We start from the raw sequence: 26,340 nt of genomic DNA, 5'->3' as shown, positions 1-26,340 counted from the left end.
TATGCCGGGTGGAGTCCGCAAAAGGGGAGGGGGGATTTTTTGCGTTTAGGGAGCTAGGTTCGCTCTGAGAGGGGGGGGGGGGGGCTGCCTCGCGGGTCTTTTTACCCAGCCAGAATGAGGCCCCCACGCTGATAATGACGAGGGCTCCGAGGACGAGAGCTGTTGATTGGCGCTTCATGCAAGGGATAGAACAGCATTTATTGGCAAAAGTTGCCAGAGTTGACTTAAGCTGCTTGTAACAGTATGGTTAATGCATGGATCCAGCAAATCTAATAGTGAGCTTTCTCTTTTTTGGCTGTTTTGGCGGGTTATTGGCCACTGCGGCGTTTTCGGGGCTTTTATTTTTCTTTGAGCGCACGGGTATTACCAAAGGGAACATGATCGTTGCTTTGGGCAGCTTGTTGACGCATTCGCGGGAGAGGGCGGCTCAGGTTGGGCTGATCATCCACGTGGCATCTGGCGTGTTTTTTGGATTAATCTATACTTGGGGCCTGATGGCGATTGGGGTACATGGCTTTGGGACGATTTTACTGCTGGGCATGCTGTTTGGCGTCCTGCATGGTGCAATTGTGGCCGTTGGGCTAGTGGCGTCGGTGTCCGATTTCCATCCCTTGCCGGAGTTCCAGAACGCAACTTGGGTCGTGGGTTTTACGCACGGCTTGGCGCACGTAGTTTACGGCGGCGTGATGGGCTTTGTGATTGCGTCGTCTGGTCTAGTCAGTTGATGACCTTCAGATGGCACCTATAGGTGCGCCTAAACGAGATGTGTGGAGAATTAGTCTGCCTGCATGTCTTCGAGTGTCCGACCTTTGGTTTCACGGACGATGGCCTTGACGATGAAAAACGAGATCAGGGCAAAGCCAGCATAGAGCCCATAAGCGCCCCCGAGACCAATACTGGCCAGCAAGATAGGGAAAGTCATGGTGACGGCGAAGTTCGTGATCCATTGGCTGAGGCCTGCGACGGCCAAGGCTGCGCCACGGATGCGGTTGGGAAACATTTCACCGAGCATGACCCACATGACTGGGCCCCAGGAAATACCGAACATAATGATATAGCAGTTAGCGCAGATTAGCGCCACAGTACCCGCTGAGCCGCTCAACTGAAGATCGCCTGCGGCATCGACATTGGCCGTACCAAAGATGACCGCTAACACGCCCAAGAAAATTGCCATCCCCGCCGAGCCAGTAAGCAAGAGGGGTTTACGGCCCCATTTGTCGACTAGCGCAATGGCGACGACCGTAGAGACAACGTTGATAATGCCACCAATCACGTTGATTTTGAGCGCGTCAGCTTCCGAAAAACCAGCCGTCTTCCATAGGACTGCGCCGTAATAAAACACGACATTGATGCCGACTAATTGCTGTAGGGCAGCAATTGCAAGGCCTACCCAGACAATTGGATGTAGTTTTTTGGTTCCATCCTTAAAGATGTCGCTGAGCTTGGGTTTGCGCTCCGAGCTGACGGTTTTTTGGATGCTGGCGACCTTATTGGCAGCATCATCGGGATGAGAGATTTTTCCTAAAATAACCTGTGCTTCTTCCTTACGTCCGACTGCCACCAAGTAGCGCGGAGATTCCGGAATTAAAAACAGGCCAAGGCCAAACAGCGCCACTGGAATCAACTCCACCCAAAACATCCAGCGCCAAGCCTCATAGCCCAGCCAGAATGTTTCGCTGGCACCGCCTGCCGCTGCTGCGATCAGGTAATTACTTAAAAACGCTAAGAATAGGCCCAGCACAATGGCGAGCTGTTGCAGGCTGGAGAGGCGTCCGCGATAGGCGGCGGGCGCGATCTCGCTGATATAGGCAGGGCTGATAATACTGGCTGCGCCCACGGCGAAGCCCCCAATCAGGCGGAACATGATAAATACGAGGGAACCGCCCGCAATGCCTGACCCAAAAGCGCTGATACCAAATAAGATAGCCGAGACGAATAGGGTGGGGCGGCGTCCGAACTTATCCGCCAAGCCGCCCGCCATAAAGGCACCGACCGCACAACCGAGAAGCATTGAGGCCACATTAAAGCCGCTGCCGAGGTTACTGGCGTTAAAGGCTACCTGTAGCGCATCAATGGCACCATTAATACAGCCGCTATCGTAGCCGAACAGGAAGCCGCCGAGTGCGGCGACGCTGGAAATTAGGATAATAAAGCCAAAGTTAACTTTGGCGTCGGATGGAGTGTTTTCACGAAGCATAAGCAATTGAGAGGTAATCAATTGCTAAAGTTACCTCCGAGCATTGTCAAGCGTCGTGGGAGTTGCCGTGATAAAGGCTTTCTTTACCGGAATTATACCAGTAATGGTTCCGGCGTTGGCGCGGCATCAATATTGACGGCCTTGCGTCCAGCGACCAGTGGATAACGATATTGGCGACCCTCGAAATTGCGCATGATAACCTCATCGTCGGTTATTTCTTCTACGTAATCGGGATTTATTGGCACTTTGCCACCGCCGCCAGGTGCGTCGATGACGAACTGTGGTACGGCATAGCCAGTGGTGTGGCCGCGAAGGTGCTGGATGATCTCAATGCCCTTACGCACGTCGGCCCGCAGGTGCCGGCTGCCCGTGATCAAATCGCACTGGTAAAGGTAATAGGGCCGCACGCGCATCATCAACAGGCGGTGAACGAGAGACTTCATGACATCGGGGTCATCATTGACTCCCTTGAGCAAGACGCTCTGGTTGCCGAGCGGCACCCCGGAGAAGCTCAAACGTTCGGTGGCTTGGTAAAGCTCCTGCGTGCATTCGCGCGGGTGATTCACATGGATAGACATCCAGATCGGGCCGTGCTTTTTGAAAATCTCGCACAAATCCTCGTCAATGCGCTGAGGCAGAAAAATGGGGATACGCGAGCCGATGCGGACAAACTCGACGTGCGGGATGGCCTTGAGGCGCCCAAGCAGGTAGTCGAGCTTCTTGTTGGAAAGGAGTAGCGGGTCGCCGCCAGAGAGCAGGACATCACGCACCTCAGGGTGCTCCTCAATGTATTTCAGGCCACTCTCAAACTCGGGGTGAAAATTATAGTCCTGCGCATTGGAAACCAGACGACTCCGGGTGCAATAGCGGCAATACGAAGCGCAGCGGTCCGTCACCAGGAACAAGACTCGGTCGGGGTAGCGATGCACGAGGCCTTTGACGGGCATATCGCCGTCCTCGCCGACGGGGTCCAGCAGTTCCTCGGGGGCCGTTTTCATCTCGCCGCCATGCGGGATGATCTGCCGCCGGATGGGGCAGTTCGGGTCGTTGACGTCGATGAGATTAAAGAAGTAAGGAGTAATCGCGAGCGCGAGCTTTTGATTGGAAAAGTAGCAGGCGGCCTTTTCGTCAGGCGTTAGCTCCAGGTATTGTTCGAGCTGTTCAACCTTGGTAATGCGGTTTTTTAACTGCCATTTCCAGTTCAGCCAGTTTTCAGCGGGGACATCTGCCCAGTGGCCTTGGCCGCGGTACCAGTTTGATGGTTTATCAGAGGAATTCATGGTAAGATAACACCCTGTTCAAAAAATGAAATAATGCAAATAAGAATTTAAATATATAAATTCATCTATACGTTTGCCAAGCGAGCCATTGGCGGTTCTATTTAGTGGTAATGCAGGATTTAGAAGATGAGTTGGCGAAGCAACTGTGGGCGATTGGAGACGTCACCCGCCTGCGTATTCTGCGTATGCTGCCTGATTCCGCTAATTGCGAGCATGGCAACAATGTCTCCCAAATAGCTGAGAAACTGGGCCTAGCCCAGCCCACCATTTCGCACCATTTGCGCGTCTTGCGTCAGGCAGGTGTTGTGCAGCATAAGAAGATGTGCCGCGATTGCTTTTACTGGGTCGACCGCGATGCTGCCAAGGATATCATCGAGCGTCTTGGCCAGCTTCTGGGGGGGGATGAATCAGTGGAAGTTTTAGGGTTGTAATCACTGCCCAAGATCGGCTGCTGGGGCAAAGTGCTTATTGTTGGTTAAATACTAAGCCCATAAGTCCCTAGATTAACCAATATTAATGCTGGTATTTTGCCCTGTTAGTGGTATGAAGGACTATCTCTATTATGAAATTATTCCATATACTAATCGCAGCACTTTGTCTGTGTTCTCAATTACCGGCGGCGTTGATCTTAGAAATCGATGTCTCCGATCCCAGCGCAGTTGTCTTCACGGCTGTTCCCAATGTAGCCTCTGCAAACTCATCCGGCTATAGCGCAGAAGAAGGCATAAACTTAATCGATTTTTTCACCTCTGCGGTTGGTGTCGTCAATGGTAATTCCTTACTACCAAGTGCATTGTCCTTGGATGGTGTTGTCATGGATTCGTTTTTGTATGGAGATTTCGTTTTCTCAGGTGATAATCTAAATATTTATGCGGCTGATTCGAGTGATCCCATTTCGATAGTAGCTGGGGAGATTCCCTTTTCTGGGTCAGTAACCTTTAACCTGAGCGGTGTGGCGGGCTTGTTGCCCTTGTCAGGAGCAACGGGTAACATTCAGGGCGGTGATAGTACTCCAGTTGGTTCAGTCTTTGGACAGTGGCAAGCCGTAGGTGTTGCGGTAATTCCTGAGCCGTCCACTTATCTGATGATCATTTCCGCTGTAGGCCTGACCGGTTTCGTCTTCTACCGTCGCCGTCGGAGCACTAAGTCCGCCGAATCCGCGTAAAATCAGCTTTATGACGTGGGTTGATTTCGCCCAAGACTTTGACAGTCGTGAGCCCTCTGTGGTTCACGACTTTTTCTTGTCTGGAAGTCTGGAACTGTATTCTGCGTTGATGAATATTTGACCTGCCTCAGGAAAGCCACACCGTCATGACATGCGAATCCATGAGGGAGAGCGCCGGGTCAGCCTGAGTGCGCGTGAAGTGGCGGAGTTTCGGCTGGGGCCGGAGTCTAGGCGCGGCTTCACCGGGCAATGGCGCACTGCGTTGGGAACGGCTTGGCATCGCGATTTGGAAATTCGCACGCAGTCTGCTGTGCCCGATGCTCGCTTTGAGGTGGTCATTGCGGGGGTTCTGCGTCGGCGTAACTGGACGCTGGAGATCAATGGCCGCATTGACCAGATCATTGAGAAAAACGGCGTGACGCTGCTCCGCGAAGTCAAGACCACCAGTCTCCCGTTGCCCATGGCCGAGGAAGATCTGGCCAACGCCTACCCGGAATACCGCCGCCAAATCGCCGTCTATTGTTTGCTGGCGGGGTTTAGCTCGGCGTTTACGGGAGAGATTCGCGGTGAGCTGCTTTTTGTCTCCATCGGCGATGGCGTTATGCAGACCTTGCCGCTACGCGATGATCCCGCCAAGTTACTGGAAACCCAATTGGAGCGCATCACGGCTTTTTGCGAAGAACAGTCCCGCCGTCGTGAACGCCTTTCGCCCACTGAGTTTAAGCCCGCGTTTGCGGTTTTTCGCCCGGAACAGATCAAGCTGCAGCGCGAGTTGGCTGAGTCCGTGACCATTTCGCCAGTGCGTCTGTTGGAAGCCCCGACGGGCTTTGGTAAGACTGGCATTGCGCTCCAGCACGCCTTGGAACGCTTGCGCGACGGCACGTGCGACCGCATTATTTACCTAACGGGCAAATCAACTGGTCAGCATCAGGCGGTGCGCCAGCTCAAGGCCATGATCCCTGCCGAGGGCGAGCTGCGGCATTTTCAGCTTCGCAGTAAGCGTGAGCATTCGATTAGCACGCCGCGCCACGACTGCACACGGGTGGAGTCTTGTTTGGAAGGCATTGAGGATGCCTGGGACTTGGCTGGGATCGACCCAGCAAAGCTTTTTGAAGAAGGTAAAACCGGGGTCGATGATCTACGGCAGCTCGGCGCATTGACTGGAGTTTGCCCGTTTGAGATCGCTAAGGCATGTCTCGCGTTCGCCGAAGTTTGGATTTGTGATTACAACTACGTGTTCTCGCCTGGGCACCGTGGTGTGCTTCAGGGCGTGATGGGCTTTGACCCCGCCCAAACGCTACTCGTGATTGATGAGGCGCATAACTTGCCATCTCGCGTGGCGGACAATTTTTCATTCTCCGATACGACTGCGGAGGCTGAGGCACTCGCTGCGGAACTCAGAGGAACTGAGCAGCCCTATAAATTAATCAAGGCTGCCGATGATTGGGCGGATTTTCTCGCTACGCTGAAGGAGCGGGATGAGCATCCGGCGACCGTTGACTATGAAGCGCTGGACTTGCTGACGCATCTCAACGACGCCATCCAGCAAACGCGTCTGGAGCCTGAACGTCTTAGCCCAGGCTCGCGGGAGCACCTTTTTGGCTTTCCATCTTGGCGGGGATTTCTGGCGGACGAGCGTTTTGCGCGGCTGATCTGGTCGCCTAGGGGGGGGGCATTGCGGGTGACATGCCTCTCTGCTGCGCCGCATTTGGCTGATGCCTTGGTTGAGTATGGCAGCGCGGTATTGATGTCTGCGACGCTGAGTCCGGAAAAATCTTACACTGCCCGTCTTGGCATGGATGCGCCGTTGCTGCGTGCGGATGCTCCTTGGCGGGAAGACGCGTATCGTATCGCGATTGATTGCCGGGTGGATACCCGTTATCGCTCGCGGGCGAGCCACTATCTGGAAACGGCGGAAACGATTCACACGCTCACCCGGCAGTCGCCGTCGCCAGTGGCGGTGTTTTTTCCGAGCTATCATTACGCGGAAACTGTGGGGTCCTACGTGCGGCAACTTGATTCCCTGCTTCGTATTGCGATGCAGCCCCGTTCAGTGGACCTCAATGGCCAACTGACTTTCGTCGAAGAAAGCCTGCTGACCGCGCATGTGCTGTTTTTTGTGTTGGGGAGCAGTTTCAGTGAGAGTATTGACCACTTGGGGGGGCGAATCGAAGACGCGATGGTCGTCGGCCCAGCGTTGCCCGAGGTCAACCCCGTGCAAAAGGCCAAGTTGAGACAGTTCGAGCATTTAGGGCGAGAGGGCGCATTCCGTGAAGTTTACCAACTGCCCGCAATGACGAAGATCAATCAGGCCCTTGGCCGTCTAGTTCGTGCGCCGGGGCAGCGCGCTCGTGTAGTGCTGCATTGCCGCCGGTTTGCGGAACAGAGCTACCGGGAACTACTGGCTCCAGAATATACGCCAGAAGCGGACATCTACCGATTTGACCAGCTCATCGCGTGGTTGGAGGGCGAAGTTTAAGCGTGTAAATGGGCAGCGCAAGGCAGGGCAGTTAGCTCTGCGGGCTAGGCCTCAGCACGGGCGCGGACGTGTTCCGGTGCGGATTTGCTGCCCTTCCAACTAGCTCGAATTGGGACGCTGTTGCTGGTGATGACACGTCTAACGCTCTGAATCGCGGGAAAAATCTCGTGGTTCCAGTCTTCGCCCTGAGCATCGAATGCCGCTTGCTCAAGCTCGCAGATCCACTTGTCTTCGCTGAAAATACCGTTGGTAAACCAGACCACCGCCGGCCAAAAGACATCGAGCAGGAAGCCGACCTTGGCAGGGCGCTGGATGCACATGAGGCCATAGGTTTGATTGATGCGCTGTTCGCGGTCGACGGGGAAGTAGAGATTCCACAAATCGAGTGCGGGGTCCTTGCTGCCTGCGGTCCAGAACCGGAGGCGCTGGTAGGGATACTCGGTGCGAATCGTCATGATGTCGCGCGTCTTAATGCCTTGGGCTTCGGCTTCGGCCTTGGCGTCTGCCTCTTTGATTTCCTTGGCACCGCCGCTGCGCTGGATCATGACTTTTTCGCCAAGGCTTTGTTTACCACCTTTGCGATAGAAGGAGTAATCGACCTCTACCCAGTTGTCGCCCTCGCGTTTACCGAGGAAGCGGGTCTGAATCTTGCCCATCAGCTTGCGGTGCAGGAACTGGTGGTTCATGTCCATCAGGTTCTCGTGCATGAACGACCAGTGGCAGTTGATACGACGGTCTAGAGTGCGGACTTTGTAGCGCGAGTCTTCGGCGGCGGGCGTTTCTGGAAAAGGAACGGAGTCGGCCTTGGCTGGATCGCCGGGGAACACAAAAATCAGCCCATAGCGCTCTTTGCAGGGGTAAGCCTTAATACTATTGGGGTGGAGCGTGCATTTGTCCAAGTAGGGAACGCTGGTGCAACTGCCGGTGCAGTCAAATTTCCAACCGTGATAGCCGCACTTAATGCCGCCGTCTTCCACAACGCCTACGCTGAGTGGGACTTGGCGGTGAGCGCAACGATCCTCCACGGCGAATAAGCCAGCTTCCTTGCTGCGTACGAGCGCAATCGGATCGCCAGCAAAAGTAACCGCACGCGCCTTGCCCATTGCGACATCCTTACTACGGGCCAGTGGATACCAGAAGTCGGGGTCTAGACCAGCTTTGCGGATATCAGGGATGTTACCGCGTTCCTCGAAAGGAGGGACAGGTGTAGGCTCGTTGACGTGTAGAATCTGATGGCTCATGGGCTGGGATTACCATAATGGCCAACTGGCCTTTGGCAAACAAGAACCCATAGCAGAAAGCGTTCCGCTTCTGAAATTTAGGCACTGGACTATTGGCGCAGTTCGAGCGCGGACTCATTCTCCTGAGAATGCAGGAGGAAATGGTTCAGCCAAGGTTTGATTGCACCTACGCGCTCCGTCGAACCGCTCAACTGCGCGACAAAAGTATAGCCTATTGGGTGCACACAGACCGTTTCGTAGATCAAGCGTTCATCAAGAACCTTTTCTTGGCTATCGAGTTTCCTTGCGGTCAATTCGTAGGCGTACTGGTCGGCTACGCGAAACGGCTTCGTGAGACCGCGCTTGAGGACTTCAACGACTGTGCCATCCGCCATTTGGAGTTTTTTGGTGGGAGGCGTGACGGTGAAGTCTTCTTCCTGAGTGCTCACCGAAAACTGATTGAAGCCTTCCTTGGCGAGCACTTTTGCTAAGCCGTTGATTCGGCCCTGGAAGACTTTTTCATTAATTTCCGGCCAAGACTCCGTTTTATAGCAATCAAGGGTCAGGCTCAATTCATTCAGCAAAGGGTGACTGAATACTGTGGAATGAGAACGGTCTTTACTCGAAACGACCCACCCATCGAGTGGGGGTGTTTCCAATGTGAGGTCGCGAGAAGTCAGTACATTGAAGTCGAGAGTTTCGCCGTATTCATCGGTAACCGTGATTATTTCGTGTTTAAAATAAACATCTGGATTTTTCGGTGGCGTGAAAAGAGATACCTCTGGATATGGAGCCGGTTGCTCTTGGGCGGAGAGGGCGGACACGGTCAGGCAGAAGACCGCGATCGTGCGGTAAGCGAATCGGAGCATTGTTGAATCGATCAAAGGGTGAAACCAACTTTGGTTAATTCTGTTTTATCAGCCACTTCTCCGCGGTGGAGCACAATGTATTCACGCAAGTCATAGAAGCGTGCGGTGGGTGTACCGGGAGGAAAGCGACCATCGACTAGAAACTGATGGAATCTCGGCGTGGTGAAAGCGTGGGAAGCAAATTCGTTCCAGTATTTGTCTACTGGTTTCGACTTGTCGCGGCCATAGGCATCTTTCATGAGCGGGATCTCTGAGTCCCAGAAGGAGACCAGTGAGCCCTTGACCACGATGGGATTCTTATGGCCCAGCCCGCCAACATCTGAATCATTCAGTAGGTGCTGCCAGTTCTCCAAAGAGCGGACAAAAAACTCATAGACGGAATAATCGGCCGAGGCGATGCAGGCGGAAACTTCGAGTGGTTCGTTCGCTTTGCGGGTCGAGGACTGACCAGAATAACCCTTGTGACTATTGGCACGATTACTTGGCCAAGCACCACTGAGGAGGGTGACGGAGTCGGCCATTAGCGCCGCTGGTACTTCGCCGTGGCCGGAGTCTTCATCCGCATAACGTCCGTCGTTATATTGCAGGCCGGTTCCGGTGCGGAAATTGCCATCTGCATTGTAATGATCGACGACATACATAGATGTGTTTGTGGCGACGGTCAGGCCTTCATTTCCTCCGACTGAGGGGAGGTTTGATCCCTTAATCAACTGGAGACCCATACCGGTATCCGCTGGGTCCAGTGTGCGGAATTCTGCTGCGATTGGTACGATTTCATCTGTGCGTGATTTTGGAGTATGTTTCCAACTGGCAGTGCCGTATTGGCTAGCCAATTCGGGGATGTTGGTTTCAGCGCTACCGTATTGAAAGGGTTTGCTGTTAATATCGGTGCTATTAGTTGAAGCACTGTTATCAACATTAGTAGAAGTTGGAAATTCAACATAAACGACGCCATTCCAGTCGGACGTATTACTAAACTCGTTTCGGAAATTTTTCCCGCTCGTATCCAGTTTGCTCGGATCGCTTTCAATGACTTCCTTGAGGCGCGATACATCCATGGTAATTAGGTCCATGCTTCGTCCCGTCCGGGTGTCTTGTAACCCGCCCGTTACTGCGGAGCTTGATTCAGAATATTTTTCTGGGTAGGGCTGCCCTGAATTCACAGATGAGATGCTGGAGTTCGCCGTGCCGATTAGGCGGTCAGGTAGAGAAACTGATTTGAGGACTGGAGTTCCGTCTTCGACTCGTGTTGTGTATTTATAGCCTTTAACCACATAATATTCATTATCGTTAACGATCTTGGATGGGTTGGTGGTATAACGTCCGCGGTAGTCACGCGGCACCCATTCCTGATTCTGCTCAACGCGGAGAAGTAGCCCTGCCTTGGCGGCCATTTTACCTTCACGAGCGGCGTTATTTTTAACCGCTGAATGCCCGGATGGCAGCAGCGGCTCAATCAGCGCGTAGCCACTGTTATTCAGCTCGTTGACGTTCTTCGTATAAACATTATCTTTTTGTGCGTCTTCCGCACCAACTGGTTTGAAGACCGGCACTCCGTAGGCCTTGTCCATCAGTGAGCCATGAAAAGTGCTCTGTGAATGCTCCAGCCAATCGCTCATTCGTGAATCTACCCCAGACTTTACTAGGATGTTATTTGAGTAAACGGTTCCGGATGTGCTATAATTCATATGATCCAAGTCAAGGTCGCCATTGACAGTGATCAAGTTATCGCCAGTGGAGAGGCGATTACCCATATTGCTGCTATCAACTGTCGTTAATCGGTAAACGTTACCGACTGCTGTGGTTAATTCACCAAGTCTCAGAGGATCGTCGCCATTGTGCGTATTGAGTTGCAAGTGTCCGTTGCTGTGGACATCGCCTGCGATATCGAAATTACGGTGAAAGAGTAGGTCGTCGTTAAAGAAAATTGCGTGTGAGAACAGCGGCGCATCGCGAATGGCCATTGTCTTTGCAAGGTAAACTTCGACGGTTTCGCCCCCCCGCTTTGCCTCAACTTTGGCGTAGAGATTAATATTCGTTTCGATGACGAATTTGTTTTTCAGCGGATCATCATCGTTGGCGGGGTCTTCACCGTCAATGAAGCGTCTTACTGGCAAGGGGACGAACTCTGACCTTACATCAATGGATGTGATGTTGTTGCGCACGACCAAACTCTTGCCGCGTGAAGAAAGATCGATTTTCTGGATGGGGGAGGCAACGGCCGCCGCATATAGCCCACTATTGGTCTCCACGTCATTCACATATTCGGCGAAAGCTAGCTCAATCCCGATTTCCGCTGCCCGCAATGCCTCCGATCGCAAACTGTTGCGCACATTGACCTTTTTTTCAGTGAGACTCGACCGGAGAACGCTGCCTGCGATAATGCCAATAGCAGTGGTTAGTAGCAGGACCACCATGATGGCTGAGCCACGCTGATGATGAGAAGCTTGGGTTGAAATATTCATGTTAACTACGAACGTTTATAGTGGTGTGAAGGATTTTTGAGGGCTGGGCCTGCTCCGGAAAACGGACTCGGATGCCGTGGAAGGTAAAAATGTTGCCGCTGTCGACGTTGATAAACATCCCTTCTGATCCAATACGCTTAACTTGAGCGAAGAGCAGTCGGTTATTGGATGCGCTGACCGCCTTGTTCACCAGTGTTTCCAATGGCTCGGTTTTCAATGAACTGGGCACGTCATACTCAAAGATGAGCACGTCATAATACTCATCTACTTCACGTTTTTGCGCGTAGTATCCGATGAGCTTGATGTATTCAGTTTCGAGCGTGCCTAACTCGGTTTCAGCTAAGACTAGAAAGTCTCCGGAATTGCCGTTCGTGATACGGAGGCTTTTTTTCACATTGCCGGAGTAGTCTTTATAGATGACAAAGGAGTCTGCCTCCATGCCATCTTCAGCGAGGACATCTAGAAAGTTACGGGAAGAGCGATTGGCCTCCAGTGCGGTTTGGCTCTTATAAAGGGTGGCGTAGGAATCGATGAAGAACTGGCTGGATATTGCGATTACGATAGCAAAAATAGTAACAGCGATCAAGACTTCCGCTAAAGTGAAACCTTTTCCAGTCTGATATGGTTGTCGTCGCATTTGCATGTCAGTAAGTTGTCGTTGCGTGGAATTGGCTAAGGTGTTTCATCGGCAATGTATGCGATCGCTTCGCTGGTGCGGTAGTCATTGTCCTTTTCCCAAGGTAGTTGCCATCGATAGTGAATAATTAATTCGATGCCCCTGGTGTCCTCGGTTCCCAAACTGTTGTGATTGTTGAGTTCGATTCGGAGGCCAACAGTAATGGCCGTAGCCTTATTATCTTTGGTTGTCGCTTCGACCGCGACATTAGTCCAACCGGATTTGATACTAGTGTCGTCGATGATTACCACCGGCACATTGATGCTTGTGTTGCCACCAATTCCATCGATGTCGGGCATCGTTAGGTCAAAGCCATCGTTCGGCTTCTTATAGACGTTAAGAACACGTCCGTGGCCTACACCTCGGATTTCTTCCATGAAATTACTAACTGATCGAATCACTTGGTCTTCGAAGATGATCGTTTCCGACATCTTTCGTGTCTGGATGGTTAAGCTCGCTAACCCAGCAGCAACCAGCCCAAACAACGCGAGCGAAATCAATAGCTCAACTAAGGAAAAACCATTGCGGGATTTTCCGGAATTAGTTGTTCGATACGATTCAGGTAAACTTTGATCAACCACTCCCATCAATGCGCACTATATACAAAGGGCGTTTTGGCACAAGAAAATAAGGCCAAAACGCTCTAACGGGAGCGGCGTTAGGGAAAGCTGCTAACGATAGCAGTAAAGCCGATTTGCGGCTTATCCAATGGGTGTTTTCGAGAGGGAATCGCAGAGGCCTGACCAAGCAATTTTGCGTATGTAAACTGAGAATATCCTGCTTTAGAGGGAGACTTCGGGCATAGGCACCTTGATTCGCTTGAATAGAGCGCGTTGGGCTACCTCTAAGCTTTCGGCGATGAATACAGCGCCTGTATTTCGTTCAGATGGGGGGAGTTCTCGCTCCAGCGGCTTGGGGAATTTACATATTTTTGAAAACCTAACTATGTATTGAAAAATTAGATACATAATGAGTGTCTCTGGGCTAAAGTTTGAGCTGAACTGCGTCGTGGGTGAAGTTTCAGTAGACTCCGCTTCATTTTTCGCCTTATTTGAGGGGATGCGCCTAGCCCTGAAAATTGACGTCGATACTGACCGTGGAACGCGTGAAGGCGTGGAGCCATTGATGAGGATTTGCGAGAAGCATGGAGCGTCTGCGACATTCTTGTTCTCGCTGGGCCCAGATAACACAGGCAAGGCGATCCGTCGGATTTTTCGTCCGGGTTTTTTGCAAAAGGTCCGCCGGACGAATGTTGCGGAGAACTACGGTTTACGCACTTTGCTCAATGGCACGCTGCTGCCCGCGCCCAAAATCGGTAAACGAAACGCTGATACCATGCGCGCGGTGCAAGATGCTGGGTTTGCCGTGGGGATCCACTGTTGGGACCATTTTAAATGGCAGGATTATTTGCACAAAATGCGGCTGGAACGCATTCAAATGGATTATGCGCGCGCGGCGTGGACCTTTGAGGAGATTTTTGATGCACCTGCCCGTTGCGCTGGAGCGCCAGGTTGGCAGAGCAATGAGCGCAGCCTAGACATCTACGATGCAGCGAATTTGCTTTGGGCGAGCGATACACGTTGGCCAACTCCATGGGCTACACGAGCGCCGCGTGCGCCGATTGCATTCTTTCCACGCATTGGAGAGACAACGTTTGAAACGCTCCATTTCTCCACGACTTTGCCGACGCTCGACGAGTTGTTGGGGCGTGAGGAGTATCCCGACGACGAGATCAACCGTTACTTGATCGGTTTGCTCAAACAGGGCGTCGACCACGTGCATACGCTTCACGCCGAGTTGGAAGGCCTACATTACGCATCGCTGTTTGACGATCTTCTCGCTCGTGCTAAAGCCGAGGGCGTCGAGTTTTTTGATCTCACGACAGAGGCAGAAACGCTGCTCGCTGATCGTTCAGCAATCCCGGTCTGCGCGGTCCACCAAGGCGTGATCGATGGGCGTAGCGGCGAACTTGCCGTGCAGGGTGCCGTTGTTTAAATGATGATGGATCTCGCCCTGTTTGATCGTTTGGAGCGTCTGCCCGAATTGCAGCGACAAAATTCATTGGTGCTCCTCTATGGCTGTATGGTTTTTTTACCGGAGGCTTGCTCCGACGTCAGACGTGCTAACAATTCGATGTAATGGAAGAATCATATTTTGCGGAGTCTGAGCTTACGCGGGTTGAATCACACTTTTTGAGAGGGAGAAACGTCCTGCTGACGCGAGCGGATTTCTCACCATTGCTGGGGCAATGGCGTGGGCACATGAGTGATAATCATCTAGCGCCGCCGCAAGAACTGCTCACCATGTTTCAGCGGGCGTTGGCGTGCTTTACGTTGCACTGTGTATCGCAGCCACGGAGGCAGGCGCTCTCGTGGACAATTAACTTCCAAGAGCCGTTGATGAACCTGTTCCTTGTCGGCGACACCGATGACGACACGGTGGCCGGGCGCGTATTCACTGAGGGAGTTGCCGAGGCAGACCACAACAGCTTTTATCAGGAAGTCGGTAAGAGCGGGCAGGACCCATATCGCAGCTATATCGATTTTGAGGGCCGTGACCCGCTTTTGGCCGCACAGGAGTATTATCAGCGCAGTGAACAACGTCCGGCGCGATTCTTTGCATTGTCCGATACGCAGTATGCGCTACTCACCGCACATCCAGATTGGAATCGCGATTGGTTCTACCGCGTGCAACCAGAGGACGTTATGCTGCTCGACGAGCGCGAAGACTTACACCACATCGAGACACGTAAAATTCGTTGGAATTGTGGTTGTAGTGATGTGCGTATCTTTGCCGCATTGGAGCCGATTTTCCGTCATCAAGCTGATGAGCTTTTCGGCGGTGATGATGTCATTGCCGTCAACTGTCCTCGTTGCTCCGCGAAGTATGGCGTGACCCGAGAGGCACTGGAGGGTTGGTGCGCGCTGAGGGATCGGTGAATGTCGGTTATTCCGCCGTGCCGTAGTTAAGGATCAACTGAATGAAGAGCCGTGTACTACCGGGGAAAGTCAGGCGGACTAGGCTATAGGGATTACCAGAAATGATGCTTGGCGTCCCGTCATAGGGCGTGAATGGGGGGATGAGTGTTATCGAGTACACTACCTCGTAATTGAGCAACGGATTGTCGGAACGCCAGTTGAATTCATAGAGATAAGACGAGCCGACGTCGTTGATTTGCGGTGGAGTGGACGGTGTCAGCGGATTGAAATTCAGCGCGTATTCCTGAATGTTATTAAACGGATCGCCGTCTGGATTGGCCGTTGGCAAAGTGTAGGCAGGGTCGTTTAGCTGTTCTTCATTGAGAAAGTTGGCGAGCCAGTTGTGGTAGTTCGCGGAGCTGGTTGTCAGCGTTGCGTTGGTGAAGTGTTCATCGCCGAGAATGATTTCCGCATCGGCAAATTGTGTTGAGTTAACTTGCAGGTTGCGGCGGAAGACAATGTAGATGTTAAACTCAGTATTAGCCGGCAAAATATTGGCTGGGATGAACCCGCTTAATCCGTCAGCCGCGATGTTTTCTAATCGAATCACATCGACTTCATTTTCTGAGGCACTGGGCGTCTGGCTATTTACGCGCACTTCGACGGTCACGTTGTCGCCCGAAGCGTCGATACCGGTCCAGTTGATGGCAATGGGAAGGCTTGGGTCGAGGCCGTCCTGGAAGTAGTTGGTGTTTACCTGAATGGTCGGTACCGAGTTGGGTAAATCCTGAAGCGCAATATTCGCCTGGCTTTGTTCAGTATCAATGATTGTTTTCAATTGATAGACGGCATTGGGGTAATCATCCAGCATCGCACTTTCGCTGGTAAAGTATCGGCTCAGCCTGAATTCGTCGGCAATAACGGGGACGCGGCTCAGCTGATATTCTCCGCTGGCCTTGGGGACAATGATGCTGGTGATCTGGCGTTCGATGCTGGCGGAATCGATATCACCTGCGATGTCTTCTGTGATGATCGCGGAAAAACTTGCACGAATGGACGTGTCGGGTTCTCCGGTTTCGTTATCAAAATAATACCCACGATAAAGCCCGGCGGACTTCACTCCTGGCCAAATCGCCATGTCCGTTGCAATGGGGAACTCGACAATGTTTATGACTTTCTGGTCAATTCCGACTGTGGGAATCGCGTTCGGTTCGAGGATTAGTTTGGCGATGAAATCTTGGCTTCCGTTAAGGGTGTTTCCTGGGATGATCACCTCGATTATGCCGTCGTTGGCATTGACGGTAGATTCGACCGTCGCTACTAAAACGTCGTCCAAGTCGCGAAATTCTAACGTGGCGTTGAGGTCATTCGGGGCATTGTCAGGCTGTTGAACGGACACAGTGAAATCGACCATTGGCGCGATTTCTTGGCAAGCTTCCCAGTTGAGGATTTCGGGGCCAATAGCGGGGGCTGGCCAATCGCAGTTGGCGATTTCGGCACGGGTTACACCTGAGTTCCATTGCCAGCCGACGGAGAACAACCCGCTGTCCAAGTCGTCGCCAGTCAAGTCGAGGGCAAAGGCGTAGTCAGGGTCGTCATTGTCCGGAAGCTCAAATGTTTGGCGGATGTCTAGCCTGCTTAGGGTCGCTTGGCCCAAGTCGTCTAAGGCTGGGCGTGGAATCTTGACCGTGATGACGTTCTCGTCAGGCGTGGCGAAAAGGTTGTCTGCGCTCTCCTGCGCCCAGTGGTAGCTGCGGGACAAGGTCGGGACGAGGCTTGGTGCCGAGCCCGTGGTACTAATGCGAAGCCAGGTTTCCCGTAGGTAACGCGAAAGCACCGCGTACTCGCTAAAATTGCTGGCTGGGTTGAGTGCGCTTGGGCTGATGTACCGGATACGTGCGAAGTAATTACGGTTGCTGCTTAGCGTATTCCCAGGGACATCGAGCAACTGGTCATACTTGTCGTACAGCCCGTCATAGATGATGTTGAGCGTCACTGGATCGAAGAGGGTCAACTGTATGTAGTTAACGAAACCACTCCCCGCGAATCCGCTGGCTGATCTTTGCATACTGAAAGTGAACTTGCTGGTAGCGAAGATCGATTGGGCGTTGTTGTAATTATTTATTACCGGTGCATAGTCCGGAAAATTAGCCGGTGAGCTAAAAATGCCTTGGCTGACTTTGTTGCCTTGGGCAAAGAGCCAAGTAGTGAAATCGTAGAATTGGGTGTTGGGATATGTGCTCTTCAAATTCGTCAGCGTGCTAAATGCGCGATACCCGCGCCACTGGTAATCGTCCTTGAACTGGATCGGTTCTTCGTGGAGATTTGCTGAAAAACTGGCACTGTAGAGATTGGGGTTGCCAACCAGATCAAAGTAGTAATCGAGGTAAGCGCCATAGGCTGGGACGAGAGCGATGCTTGGTTCTGTCTGGTAGTAGATCGCTCTCTTATCGACGACAAAGTTCTCGAGATCAGCATGGGAGATGCAGACACCCAGTAATACCACCAGTGACGCCAATATGAGCCGTTTAAGCATGTTTGATTGTATTGGCTAACGATAGGCTGATGTCAATGATGCGTGATGTTACAGCTATGCTTGTGGATGATTTGCACTTAGCTTCAATGTTGCAATCCAGCCTTGGGCGATTACGTTCCTGCTATGCCAGAATATCAAACGCAGCGGGGCTTGTCTGTATGGGCGGAATCGCTGGATGCACTTGCGGCGATTGAGCGATTTGAGGTCAATATGCTAGGGCTGACGCCGCAACTGGTCGATATATTCACTGAGGCCAAACAATTCCCCGAAACGCCGCTCATACAGGCATATGCTGCCTTGGGCATGCTCTACGCGCAGGCGGCACCTCAGGTTGAGGAGGCAAAACCATTTCTGGTTCAGGCTCGGCGTTGCCTCTATGGTGCGAGTGCGCGAGAAATTCTTTTCGTCGAATCAATCGAGCACTTCCAGCTTAGCGAGTATAACGCCGCGCTGGAAAAGCTGGAGGCATTAACGATTGACCATCCGCGCGACCTTGTGGCGGCGAAAGTATCGGAGTTTCTCTATTACTGCTTTGGGCAACATTATTGCGGGGAACGATTCTTGTGGCACATGATGCGTTTGCGAGAGGCAAATGGGGACCACCCCGGCTTTCTGTCGATGCTGTCATTCGCCTTTGAATTGAGTGCTCGCTACGAAGAGGCGCGTGCGGCGGCAGAGCGATCTCTGGAGCAAGACCCTAGTCAACCATGGTCGCATCATACGCTGGCACATGTGCTCATCCGCACGGGGAAAATCGAGGAAGGTGTTCGTGAAATGGAGCGCTTCGCCCCGTTTTGGAAAAACTCTCTCCGTGGCATTCATGCTCACAACGCTTGGCATCAGGCATTATTTTATCTGGAAGAAACGGATTGGGCAGCGAACGATCGTGTGCTGCGTCAGGATATTTGGGGGCTGAGTCCAGGTGATGTGGGCGAACAGATTGATGCCATTGCGCTGCTTTGGCGCATGGATATGGCTGGCCAATCGGCGGACGACGTTTGGGCAGAAGTAGCGGCCAAGTGTGCCCCACATGCTGGCGAGTGTCTCATCCCTTTCTTGGAGGGGCACTACGCCTATACGCTGGCGCGGACAGGGCAGTCGGATGCGGTAGAATTCGCCATTGCCCGCGCTCGGGAACGTGCCGCTCAGGATGACTATGAAGCACGCGAAATCTGGCTCCCGGTCGGTGCTGATTTTGTGGAAGCGTGCGGACATTGGGGCAGGGGAGATGCTGCTCGTGCAGTTTCGCTGATCGAGCCGATTGCCACACTCCTTCCTCGGGTAGGGGGGAGCGACGCGCAGGACGATCTTTTCCGGTTGGCGCATTTCAATGCCTTAGCTGAGTCGGGGCGCAAAGCGGAGGCACTTGCTTTCTACGATCTGATTGCTCCAGCGAAAGCCCGCACACCACTCGATGGTCTGATGCTGGCCAAGTGCAATTAACGGTAGATGGGTTCTGCACCCAGATACGGGTAGAAGTGGAAAATCGAGTCAGGTGGATTCCTTTAATCTTTAATCTTTTTCCTTTAATCTTTTTTCTATCGGCATGTTGAAAATCTATTATCTTCTGCACTTCGCTGGCATCCTACTCGTTTTTCTTGGCTACGGTAGCCTAATCGCTCGTGCGGCGCTCCAGCCAGACAATGTCTCTTGGCGGAAATTTGGTGCGATCGCTAGTGGAGTGGGGCTGTTCTTCATCCTGCTAGGTGGTTTCGGTATCTTGGGACGCATGGGCTGGGGCTTCCCCGGCTGGGCGATGATCAAGTTAGGCGTATGGTTGGCACTTGGTGCGATGACGGCGTTTATCAGTCGTAAGCCGCAAATGGCGATGCCTCTGTGGTGGGTGACGTTCGGCCTGGGCCTCATTGCTGTCTTAACTGTTATCTACAAGCCTCTCGCCAGCGTGGGCTTTCATATGGCTCAATAATCCACTCTATTCATTACGCTGTTAAACTAGTGGACCCTACACGTGTTTGATTTTTGGGTTGCATCCTCTATCTGGCACGGGTTAGACCATTTGTTTTCATTAACAATAGACCCATAGACCCATGAAAATCCATCAAGTTGCCGCGCAGTTATTCACTTTGCGCGAGTTCACCAAGACACCTGAAGACATTGCTCAGGCCCTCAAGAAGGTTGCTGAAATCGGTTATCAAGCTGTGCAAGTCAGTGGTTTTGGCCCGATCGAAAACAGCGAAGTTGTGCGCCTTTGCGCCGAGAACGGTTTGACGATTGCTGCCACACACGAATCTGGTGAGGTTATTCGCAAGGAACCTGCTAAAGCCGTCCAGAAGCTTAAAGAATTGGGCTGCATCTACACCGCTTATCCATTTCCAGCCGGGGTGGATTTCGAGAGCGAACAGTCGGTGAACGAGCTGATTGCCGATTTGGAAAATGCCTGCAAAGTCTTCACGGAAGCAGGCATGGTGCTGACCTACCACAACCACGCGGTTGAGTTTTTACGGATGGGCAAAACGACGATTCTCGACAAGATTTATAGCGAATGCTCCATCCAAGCCGAGCTCGACACCTATTGGGTGCAGGCAGGCGGTTGCAACCCAGAGGCATGGGTCCGTAAGCTCAAGGGCCGTTCGCCACTCATTCACTTGAAGGACTTCAAGATGACTGGACACCATGAGCATACATTTGCGGAAATTGGCTATGGTAACCTCGACTTCAAGGGCATCATTGCTGCTGCCGACGAAGCTGGTTGCCAGTGGTTCATGGTTGAGCAGGATGTCTGCCCCGGTGATCCTTTCGACTCGCTCAAGATGAGCTTCGACTACATCAAGGAAAACCTCGTCGAAGCCTAAGTCGTTTCGCACAGTTTATTGATGATCGCCGCTTCGGTTTTACCGGGCGGCGATTTTTTGCGCTAGTCTTGCGTTATACGCGCCAAATAACTGCTCTTTTTAGGCATATACTCTTTGCCGATTATGTTGGATTTCTGATGCAAACGACTCTCTTGTAAAATTGGGTTACAGTATTTGACCAATGTGAGTTTAGGCCCATAGTGCTTCTTGTGAATGTCATTATTGCGCAAAGCGCTGGGTTTTGTTGGGGAGTTGAACGCGCCATTGAGATCGCTCGGAAAAACACCGGGGGGGATGGACGTGTTGTCTACACTGATGGGCCGCTGATTCACAATCGCCAGATGATGGCGAGACTCGAAGAAGAGGGTATCCGCGAAGTGGGTGATTACCAAAGCCAGAAGCCGCTTGAGCTCGGCGAGCAGGACGGTGTTATGGTTGTGCGTGCCCACGGGGTGTCCCCCCAGCGTCGAACCTACCTAAAAAGCCTTGGAATGAAATTTCAGGATGCGACTTGCCCGGATGTCGGGATAATCGCTGGCAAGGTCAAGCTTCACGCCAATAAGGGCTACCAAGTCGTTATTTTTGGTGACCCAGAACACCCGGAAGTTATTGGTATTCTGGGTTATGCAACTCAGGGTGGTCATGTCATTCGCGGTGAGGACGATATTGCTGCGCTGCCAGAGCTAGGCGAGAAAGTCTGCCTCGTTTCACAATCGACGATGTTCGTAGACGAATTCCAACGATTGGCGACGCTGCTCCAAAATCGCTTTCCAGAAGCCGTCGTGATTGACACCATTTGCGGCGCTACGCGCGAGCGCCAGTCAGATATTATTAACCTGATTGGACAAGGCGTTGAAGCAATCGTGGTGGTCGGTGGACGCCATTCGGCCAATACCATTAAGTTAGCCAAACTCGTCGAGAAACAGGGATTGCCTGCCTTTCATGTTGAGTCACCCGATGAGCTCGATTTGAGCTGCCTAAGCCGCTACAGCGCGGTTGGCCTTACCGCAGGGGCCTCGACGCCGGACTTTCTCATCCAAGCGGTGCGTGAAAAGCTGGAAGCGGCCTAATTCCCCCCCCTAAACCTGCCAATCCGCGTTTCTCATCACGCATTTAGCAACTGGGAAAGTTGGGCCAGTTAAATCTGCAACTCAAAATCCGAAATTGACCCAGGCGCTAGGGTTTGCAGCGTTAGCAGTTTGCGATGACTGTATTTCCCTCCAAGGACGATTTTCTGGCGTCAGCCCAAACGGGTGACCTAGTGCCCGTGTATGCGGACCTGACGGCAGACTTCGAAACGCCGGTCTCGGTTTACTCAAAACTGCGGGCACATGCGCCTGCATTTCTTTTCGAGTCGATCGTAGGCGGGGAGCATATCTCACGCTACAGCTTTGTCGGTTGCAGCCCACGTCGAATCATCGCCTCTTGGCCGGAAAAGACCGTCATCACCGAACGCGATGGCTCGACTTCGGAGATTCCGACGCCCGCCGATCCCCTCACGTTGATCGAGGAGGCGCTTGCGCCATGGAAGGCAGTCGCCATCCCAGGAATGCCACCATTCATCGGCGGTGCCGTTGGTTTTCTCGGCCATGAGTATATCCACCGCGTCGAGCCCACTGTCCCCCCCGCAGCGGAGGATGTGCTGGGTATGCCATTGATGTGGTTTGCGCTGATGGACACTGTTGTCGCTTTCGACCACGCCAAACAAATTATCCGCATTGTCAGCAACGCGCGGCTAGAAGATGGCGTCGCCCCTGAGTCGATTTACGCCGCTGCTTGCGCTGAGATCGAGCGTATCATTGATTTACTGTCCTCGGGCAGTCAGCTTGCGCCAATGCCGCTTGCACAGGTTGACCCGGCAGATATTAAGGTGCCAGCGGGTAATTTTACCCGCCCGGAGTTCGAGGAAATCGTTGAGCGGACCAAGGAATACATTCGCTCTGGAGACGTTATTCAAGTTGTCGGTTCGCAGCGCTTTGAGGCGGACTTTCCACAGCCTCCTTTAGACCTTTACCGGGCCCTTCGTTTCGTTAATCCATCGCCGTATATGTTCTGCTTGGAGACGGGTGACTACGCGGTTGTTGGGGCTTCGCCGGAGGTCCATGTGCGTAGTACAGCGGGCAAGGTGGAGATACGCCCTATCGCTGGGACTCGCCCTCGTGGTAAGGACGAAGCGGAAGACACCGAGCTGGAAAAAGACCTTCTGGCCGACGCTAAGGAGCGTGCAGAGCACTTGATGTTGGTCGACTTGGCACGCAACGACATTGGGCGTGTGTGCGAGGTGGGGTCCGTCCACGTTGCCGACTATGCGATTATCGAGCGCTACAGCCACGTGATGCACATTGTATCGCAGGTTGAGGGGCAGCTTGCGGCTGACAAGACGCCGTTCGATCTTATGCGTGCGACGTTCCCAGCGGGCACGTTATCCGGGGCACCGAAAATCCGTGCAATGCAGATCATATCTGAGCTGGAGGGGCAGCAGCGTGGTGTTTACGGGGGGGCTTTGGGCTACTTCAGCTACGACGGCAACCTCGACAGCTGCATTGCGATTCGCACGGCGCTGTTGAAGGACGGCAAAATCTACATCCAGTCTGGGGCGGGTTTGGTGGCGGACTCTGTTCCTGCCAGCGAGTACGACGAGACGGTGAATAAGGCCAAGGGCATGCTGAAGGCGGTTGCCTTGTCTCGGTTACTTGGAGGGGGGGCTAAATAGCTCTTTTTTTCTAATTTGCTTATTATGAATGGCTTACGGAATAATCGGTGTTTTCGCGACTGATACTTTTATGCTCTTTTTCCGGGTGAAATCGGATCAAAATGTAAACTAGAGCAAAGTTTCGTTGTCACCGATGAGTGGCATTGATCAAGTTTCAGAGGAAGAAGGAACGTTTTTCGAACTCACTTGTCATGATTATTCCGTGCACTTCACCTTGATTTGGTGTTTGGTAAAGCCTGAAAGTCAGTCATTTAAGTAGGGCAAATTTTCGCCGATAATTTTGTCAGGCAACTTGCTTTTTAACGACCAACTGATAGCGTCGATTCTAACGAGCGTTTGAATTCACTCCTGCTGCAATGTCAGAAAACCGTCCAGTCGCAACCGCCCCTAAGATCGCTGTCCCTCGTGACGACGAAGCGCCTGAATTGATTGTTGGGCGGCCTCGTGGGCGTGTCGCCGCGCCGGAAACCTTTGAAGAGCTTCCCAATTCGGAAAAGACACCGCTCCAACTTTATTTGCAGGAAATTGGCAAAACACCCCTATTGAAGCCGGAGGAGGAGGTCCAACTAGCCCGCTTGATTATGAAGGGGGATGAAAAGTCCCGGCAAAAAATGATCAAGGCCAACTTGCGCCTGGTGGTTAAAATCGCCTACGATTACGCCAACTTTGGCCTGCCGCTGCTCGACTTGATCAGCGAGGGAAACATTGGCCTGATCAAGGCCGTGGAACGCTTCGACCCGGATAAGGGCGGTAAGCTCTCGACCTATGCGGCCTGGTGGATCAAGCAGTCCATCAAGCGTGCGCTGGCTAACCAGTCTAAGACGATTCGTTTGCCCGTTCACTTGGTCGATAAAATCGCAAAAATCCGCCGGACCGCGATGCAGCTTCAGGAGGAACTGGACCGAGAGGCGACCGACGAAGAAATCGGTTTGGTCTTGGAAATGTCGCCCAGCAAGGTCGCGCATTTAAAGAGCGTCAGCATCCGGCCCAGTAGCCTCGATGCACCTGTGGGCGAAGATGACGGCACCCAGCTTGGCGAGTTGGTGGGCGACGACAACGCTTTGACTCCTTTCCAGACCTTGAGCGGCAAGTCACTGATGACCGACGTCAACGATATGATCGATGCGTTGGACGAGCGTGAGGCGGAGATCATTCGCCTGCGATTTGGCCTGAAGGGTGAGCACCCAATGACCTTGGAAGAAGTGGGCGCGATGTTCGACGTCACCCGTGAACGCGTTCGCCAGCTTCAGAATATTGCTCTGCAAAAAATGCGCCGGGCCATGACAGATCGCGAGCGTCAGCGTAGCGCCGATGAAGTGAAGCAGGAACGGATCGCCCAAAAACGCTACGAAGTGCTCGAAGAGTTTTTTGCCAAAGTTGGTGAGTGAATTAAAAACAAAATATTGTTATTTAAGTTGCTTTTTGGCGATTAATGAACAGTATTTTGGTTGTGAATGGGCTTCTGAAAACACCACGCGAAGCAATCAATGAGACCATTGAACGGGTTAAATCGCTGCGGATTGAGCAGGGCTACACCCAGGAAGACCTTGCCGAGCGAGCAGGGATTCCTTTTTCAACGTACCGCCATTTCGAACAAACGGGCAAAATCTCTCTAGAGCGTCTGCTCAAGGTGGCGATGGTGCTCGGTGATCCATCTAGGCTGATCGAACTCTTCCCCGAATCAAAATATCAATCTCTGGATGAGGTGGAGCGGTTGCAGACTGCGGATGAATCGCCGCCTAAGCGAGCAGGGCGGAAAGGTCGGTTATGAGGCTCAATGTGCTTTACCGTGGCGAGCGAGTGGGTCAATTACTGGAGGCCAAGGATGGCGTTTACTTTGAATTTGATGTGCTGTTTTTGCGGGCAAAAATCGAGCTGTCACCCATAGAGTTGCCAAGTCGGCGCGGCGTTTTTGGCCCCTTTCCCAGTTGGCAAGCGGGTCTGCCGGGAGTTATTGCCGATTCGCTCCCCGATAAGTTTGGTATGGAAGTGCTGCGGCGGCGATTCGAGGAAAAACAACTGCCGCGCCCCAGCCCAGTGGAGATTCTAGCCTATCAGGGGAATCGCACCATGGGTGCCTTGACCTACGAGCCGTGCGATGGTGAAGCGGATGCCATGATCCCCGTCGATTTACAAGCGGCGGCGGAGTCTGCGCGCAAAATCGTGGAGCACGAACATCAAGGCATGCTGGATGCCGCGCTCCTGATCAGCGGGGCCACGGCAGGTGGGGCGCAGCCCAAAATACTGGTGGCAATGAGCCCAGATGGGCGCGTGATTCGCACCGGCAGCGATGTCATCCCGGAGGGCATGGAGGCGTGGATGATCAAGCTAGCCACGGGCCGTGACCAACTGAGGAACATCGGCTGCCTGGAGCATGCCTACGCCAAAATGGCCGCCGCCGCCGGCCTTGAAGTGGCACCATGCACACTGATTGAGGATCAGGATGGCGCTCGGCATTTCGCAGTGAGGCGATTTGACCGCGTGGCGGACAATCCAAACGAACGCATCCACCTGCACACTTACGCCGGCCTGCGGCATCTGGATTTTCGCGATGCAAATCTGGACTATAGCGAGCTGCTCCGGACGACGATGGCGCTGACCCATGACGCGGGGGCCATCGACCAACAGTTTCGCCGCATGGTGTTCAACATCCTCGCCCATAACCGTGACGACCACGCGAAGAATTTTTCATTTCTGATGACTCCCGATGGCCACTGGCAACTTGCCCCGGCCTATGACCTCATGTTTTGCGAAAATGATCTAGCGGGCAACTGGATGCAGGTCGACGGCAAGCGGACGAATATCACCACTCAGGATTTTGTTGCCCTAGCGGACAATTTCTCGATTACCCGAAGCACTACAATGGGCATCCTCGCTGACGTTACCGCCGCCACTAAGCGCTGGCCAGCGTTCGCCGTCGCATCGGGCGTCGGCGAAGGTTATACCGCCATGGTCGAGCGTAGCCTGACACGGCTGCGCGATGACATGAATTGACGCGTATTTCTTCGA

General features: G+C 52.9%; 22 protein-coding genes and 1 pseudogene. 14 read left to right on the top strand and 9 right to left on the bottom strand.

Annotated features, from left to right (window positions below):
- Positions 1-275 precede the first annotated feature (275 nt).
- A complete protein-coding gene (locus tag IE065_RS13665; protein WP_189516024.1) occupies positions 276-725 on the top strand; it encodes a hypothetical protein in 450 nt (149 codons plus the stop codon).
- Positions 726-775: 50 nt separating this feature from the next.
- Here the strand turns inward: IE065_RS13665 and IE065_RS13660 are convergent, their stop codons facing one another.
- A complete protein-coding gene (locus tag IE065_RS13660) occupies positions 776-2,215 on the bottom strand; it encodes a sugar porter family MFS transporter (RefSeq protein WP_378080601.1) in 1,440 nt (479 codons plus the stop codon).
- Between the two features lie 74 nt (positions 2,216-2,289).
- Positions 2,290-3,477 (bottom strand): KamA family radical SAM protein, encoded by a 1,188-nt coding sequence (locus IE065_RS13655; protein ID WP_189516020.1) that lies wholly within the window; start codon positions 3,475-3,477, stop codon positions 2,290-2,292.
- 110 nt (positions 3,478-3,587) lie between these two features.
- Between IE065_RS13655 and IE065_RS13650 the strand changes: the two genes are divergently transcribed.
- From IE065_RS13650 to IE065_RS13640, 3 genes are all read left to right on the top strand, one after another.
- Positions 3,588-3,908 (top strand): ArsR/SmtB family transcription factor, encoded by a 321-nt coding sequence (locus tag IE065_RS13650; protein ID WP_189516018.1) that lies wholly within the window; start codon positions 3,588-3,590, stop codon positions 3,906-3,908.
- 131 nt (positions 3,909-4,039) lie between these two features.
- Positions 4,040-4,642 carry a PEP-CTERM sorting domain-containing protein gene (locus IE065_RS13645; RefSeq protein WP_189516016.1) on the top strand — a complete coding sequence of 201 codons (603 nt, stop codon included), beginning with the start codon at positions 4,040-4,042 and terminating at the stop codon, positions 4,640-4,642.
- A 151-nt stretch (positions 4,643-4,793) separates the two neighbouring features.
- On the top strand, positions 4,794-7,121 hold the full coding sequence (locus tag IE065_RS13640; RefSeq protein WP_189516014.1) for an ATP-dependent DNA helicase: 2,328 nt from the start codon (positions 4,794-4,796) through the stop codon (positions 7,119-7,121).
- A gap of 44 nt (positions 7,122-7,165) precedes the next feature.
- On the opposite strand, the gene IE065_RS13635 is transcribed toward IE065_RS13640, so the two are convergent.
- The 6 genes and pseudogenes from IE065_RS13635 to IE065_RS18425 all read right to left on the bottom strand — a co-directional run.
- The gene (locus IE065_RS13635; RefSeq protein WP_189516012.1) at positions 7,166-8,362 is read right to left on the bottom strand and encodes an aromatic ring-hydroxylating oxygenase subunit alpha; all 1,197 of its coding nucleotides are present in this window, start codon (positions 8,360-8,362) and stop codon (positions 7,166-7,168) included.
- Positions 8,363-8,451: 89 nt separating this feature from the next.
- Positions 8,452-9,210 carry a hypothetical protein gene (locus tag IE065_RS13630; protein ID WP_189516010.1) on the bottom strand — a complete coding sequence of 253 codons (759 nt, stop codon included), beginning with the start codon at positions 9,208-9,210 and terminating at the stop codon, positions 8,452-8,454.
- A gap of 11 nt (positions 9,211-9,221) precedes the next feature.
- Positions 9,222-11,675 (bottom strand): pilus assembly PilX family protein, encoded by a 2,454-nt coding sequence (locus IE065_RS13625; RefSeq protein WP_189516008.1) that lies wholly within the window; start codon positions 11,673-11,675, stop codon positions 9,222-9,224.
- A 1-nt stretch (position 11,676) separates the two neighbouring features.
- Positions 11,677-12,312, bottom strand: coding sequence for a PulJ/GspJ family protein (locus IE065_RS13620; RefSeq protein WP_189516006.1), 636 nt, complete (start codon positions 12,310-12,312; stop codon positions 11,677-11,679).
- A 35-nt stretch (positions 12,313-12,347) separates the two neighbouring features.
- Entirely contained in the window at positions 12,348-12,728 is a 381-nt protein-coding gene (locus tag IE065_RS13615; protein ID WP_229792121.1) for a hypothetical protein, read from the bottom strand.
- A gap of 111 nt (positions 12,729-12,839) precedes the next feature.
- Positions 12,840-12,938 (bottom strand): annotated as a pseudogene (locus tag IE065_RS18425) (hypothetical protein); the annotation flags it as partial.
- A gap of 382 nt (positions 12,939-13,320) precedes the next feature.
- Between IE065_RS18425 and IE065_RS13610 the strand changes: the two are divergent.
- Positions 13,321-14,346, top strand: coding sequence for a polysaccharide deacetylase family protein (locus IE065_RS13610; protein ID WP_200163191.1), 1,026 nt, complete (start codon positions 13,321-13,323; stop codon positions 14,344-14,346).
- A 266-nt stretch (positions 14,347-14,612) separates the two neighbouring features.
- On the top strand, positions 14,613-15,290 hold the full coding sequence (locus tag IE065_RS13605) for an Hsp33 family molecular chaperone HslO (RefSeq protein WP_189516002.1): 678 nt from the start codon (positions 14,613-14,615) through the stop codon (positions 15,288-15,290).
- 7 nt (positions 15,291-15,297) lie between these two features.
- On the opposite strand, the gene IE065_RS13600 is transcribed toward IE065_RS13605, so the two are convergent.
- Positions 15,298-17,805, bottom strand: a complete 2,508-nt coding sequence (locus IE065_RS13600) for a hypothetical protein (protein WP_189516000.1) — start codon at positions 17,803-17,805, stop codon at positions 15,298-15,300.
- Positions 17,806-17,928: 123 nt separating this feature from the next.
- On the opposite strand from IE065_RS13600, the gene IE065_RS13595 reads away from it, so the two are divergent.
- From IE065_RS13595 to IE065_RS13560, 8 genes are all read left to right on the top strand, one after another.
- The gene (locus IE065_RS13595) at positions 17,929-19,248 is read left to right on the top strand and encodes a tetratricopeptide repeat protein (protein ID WP_189515998.1); all 1,320 of its coding nucleotides are present in this window, start codon (positions 17,929-17,931) and stop codon (positions 19,246-19,248) included.
- A 103-nt stretch (positions 19,249-19,351) separates the two neighbouring features.
- A complete protein-coding gene (locus tag IE065_RS13590) occupies positions 19,352-19,732 on the top strand; it encodes a hypothetical protein (RefSeq protein WP_189515996.1) in 381 nt (126 codons plus the stop codon).
- A gap of 121 nt (positions 19,733-19,853) precedes the next feature.
- Positions 19,854-20,618: a sugar phosphate isomerase/epimerase family protein gene (locus tag IE065_RS13585; RefSeq protein WP_189515994.1), complete on the top strand. Its 765-nt coding sequence runs from the start codon at positions 19,854-19,856 to the stop codon at positions 20,616-20,618.
- Positions 20,619-20,827: 209 nt separating this feature from the next.
- Positions 20,828-21,688, top strand: a complete 861-nt coding sequence (gene ispH, locus IE065_RS13580; RefSeq protein WP_189515992.1) for a 4-hydroxy-3-methylbut-2-enyl diphosphate reductase — start codon at positions 20,828-20,830, stop codon at positions 21,686-21,688.
- 134 nt (positions 21,689-21,822) lie between these two features.
- On the top strand, positions 21,823-23,331 hold the full coding sequence (gene trpE / locus IE065_RS13575; protein ID WP_189515990.1) for an anthranilate synthase component I: 1,509 nt from the start codon (positions 21,823-21,825) through the stop codon (positions 23,329-23,331).
- Between the two features lie 356 nt (positions 23,332-23,687).
- A complete protein-coding gene (locus IE065_RS13570) occupies positions 23,688-24,719 on the top strand; it encodes a sigma-70 family RNA polymerase sigma factor (protein WP_189515988.1) in 1,032 nt (343 codons plus the stop codon).
- Positions 24,720-24,763: 44 nt separating this feature from the next.
- Entirely contained in the window at positions 24,764-25,102 is a 339-nt protein-coding gene (locus IE065_RS13565; protein WP_189515986.1) for a helix-turn-helix domain-containing protein, read from the top strand.
- Positions 25,099-26,325, top strand: coding sequence for a type II toxin-antitoxin system HipA family toxin (locus IE065_RS13560; protein ID WP_189515984.1), 1,227 nt, complete (start codon positions 25,099-25,101; stop codon positions 26,323-26,325). Before IE065_RS13565 ends, IE065_RS13560 begins: the two co-directional genes overlap by 4 nt.
- Positions 26,326-26,340: the final 15 nt, after the last annotated feature.

The sequence above is a fragment of the Cerasicoccus arenae genome, from assembly GCF_014651635.1.
GTDB classification, from domain to species: Bacteria; Verrucomicrobiota; Verrucomicrobiia; order Opitutales; family Cerasicoccaceae; genus Cerasicoccus; species Cerasicoccus arenae.
Note: the sequence above shows the minus strand (reverse complement) of the source record. Positions and strands in the feature narration are given on the sequence as shown.

Coding starts and splice junctions, on each gene's coding strand:
- IE065_RS13645 (WP_189516016.1), top strand. CDS start 4,040: ATGAAATTATTCCATATACTAATCGCAGCACTTTGTCTGTGTTCTCAA.
- IE065_RS13640 (WP_189516014.1), top strand. CDS start 4,794: ATGCGAATCCATGAGGGAGAGCGCCGGGTCAGCCTGAGTGCGCGTGAA.
- IE065_RS13600 (WP_189516000.1), bottom strand. CDS start 17,805: ATGCTTAAACGGCTCATATTGGCGTCACTGGTGGTATTACTGGGTGTC.
- IE065_RS13595 (WP_189515998.1), top strand. CDS start 17,929: ATGCCAGAATATCAAACGCAGCGGGGCTTGTCTGTATGGGCGGAATCG.
- IE065_RS13655 (WP_189516020.1), bottom strand. CDS start 3,477: ATGAATTCCTCTGATAAACCATCAAACTGGTACCGCGGCCAAGGCCAC.
- IE065_RS13605 (WP_189516002.1), top strand. CDS start 14,613: ATGAGTGATAATCATCTAGCGCCGCCGCAAGAACTGCTCACCATGTTT.
- trpE (WP_189515990.1), top strand. CDS start 21,823: ATGACTGTATTTCCCTCCAAGGACGATTTTCTGGCGTCAGCCCAAACG.
- IE065_RS13565 (WP_189515986.1), top strand. CDS start 24,764: ATGAACAGTATTTTGGTTGTGAATGGGCTTCTGAAAACACCACGCGAA.
- IE065_RS13570 (WP_189515988.1), top strand. CDS start 23,688: ATGTCAGAAAACCGTCCAGTCGCAACCGCCCCTAAGATCGCTGTCCCT.
- IE065_RS13560 (WP_189515984.1), top strand. CDS start 25,099: ATGAGGCTCAATGTGCTTTACCGTGGCGAGCGAGTGGGTCAATTACTG.
- IE065_RS13620 (WP_189516006.1), bottom strand. CDS start 12,312: ATGCGACGACAACCATATCAGACTGGAAAAGGTTTCACTTTAGCGGAA.
- IE065_RS13630 (WP_189516010.1), bottom strand. CDS start 9,210: ATGCTCCGATTCGCTTACCGCACGATCGCGGTCTTCTGCCTGACCGTG.
- IE065_RS13625 (WP_189516008.1), bottom strand. CDS start 11,675: ATGAATATTTCAACCCAAGCTTCTCATCATCAGCGTGGCTCAGCCATC.
- IE065_RS13585 (WP_189515994.1), top strand. CDS start 19,854: ATGAAAATCCATCAAGTTGCCGCGCAGTTATTCACTTTGCGCGAGTTC.
- IE065_RS13615 (WP_229792121.1), bottom strand. CDS start 12,728: ATGGAAGAAATCCGAGGTGTAGGCCACGGACGTGTTCTTAACGTCTAT.
- IE065_RS13650 (WP_189516018.1), top strand. CDS start 3,588: ATGCAGGATTTAGAAGATGAGTTGGCGAAGCAACTGTGGGCGATTGGA.
- IE065_RS13610 (WP_200163191.1), top strand. CDS start 13,321: ATGAGTGTCTCTGGGCTAAAGTTTGAGCTGAACTGCGTCGTGGGTGAA.
- IE065_RS13590 (WP_189515996.1), top strand. CDS start 19,352: ATGTTGAAAATCTATTATCTTCTGCACTTCGCTGGCATCCTACTCGTT.
- IE065_RS13635 (WP_189516012.1), bottom strand. CDS start 8,362: ATGAGCCATCAGATTCTACACGTCAACGAGCCTACACCTGTCCCTCCT.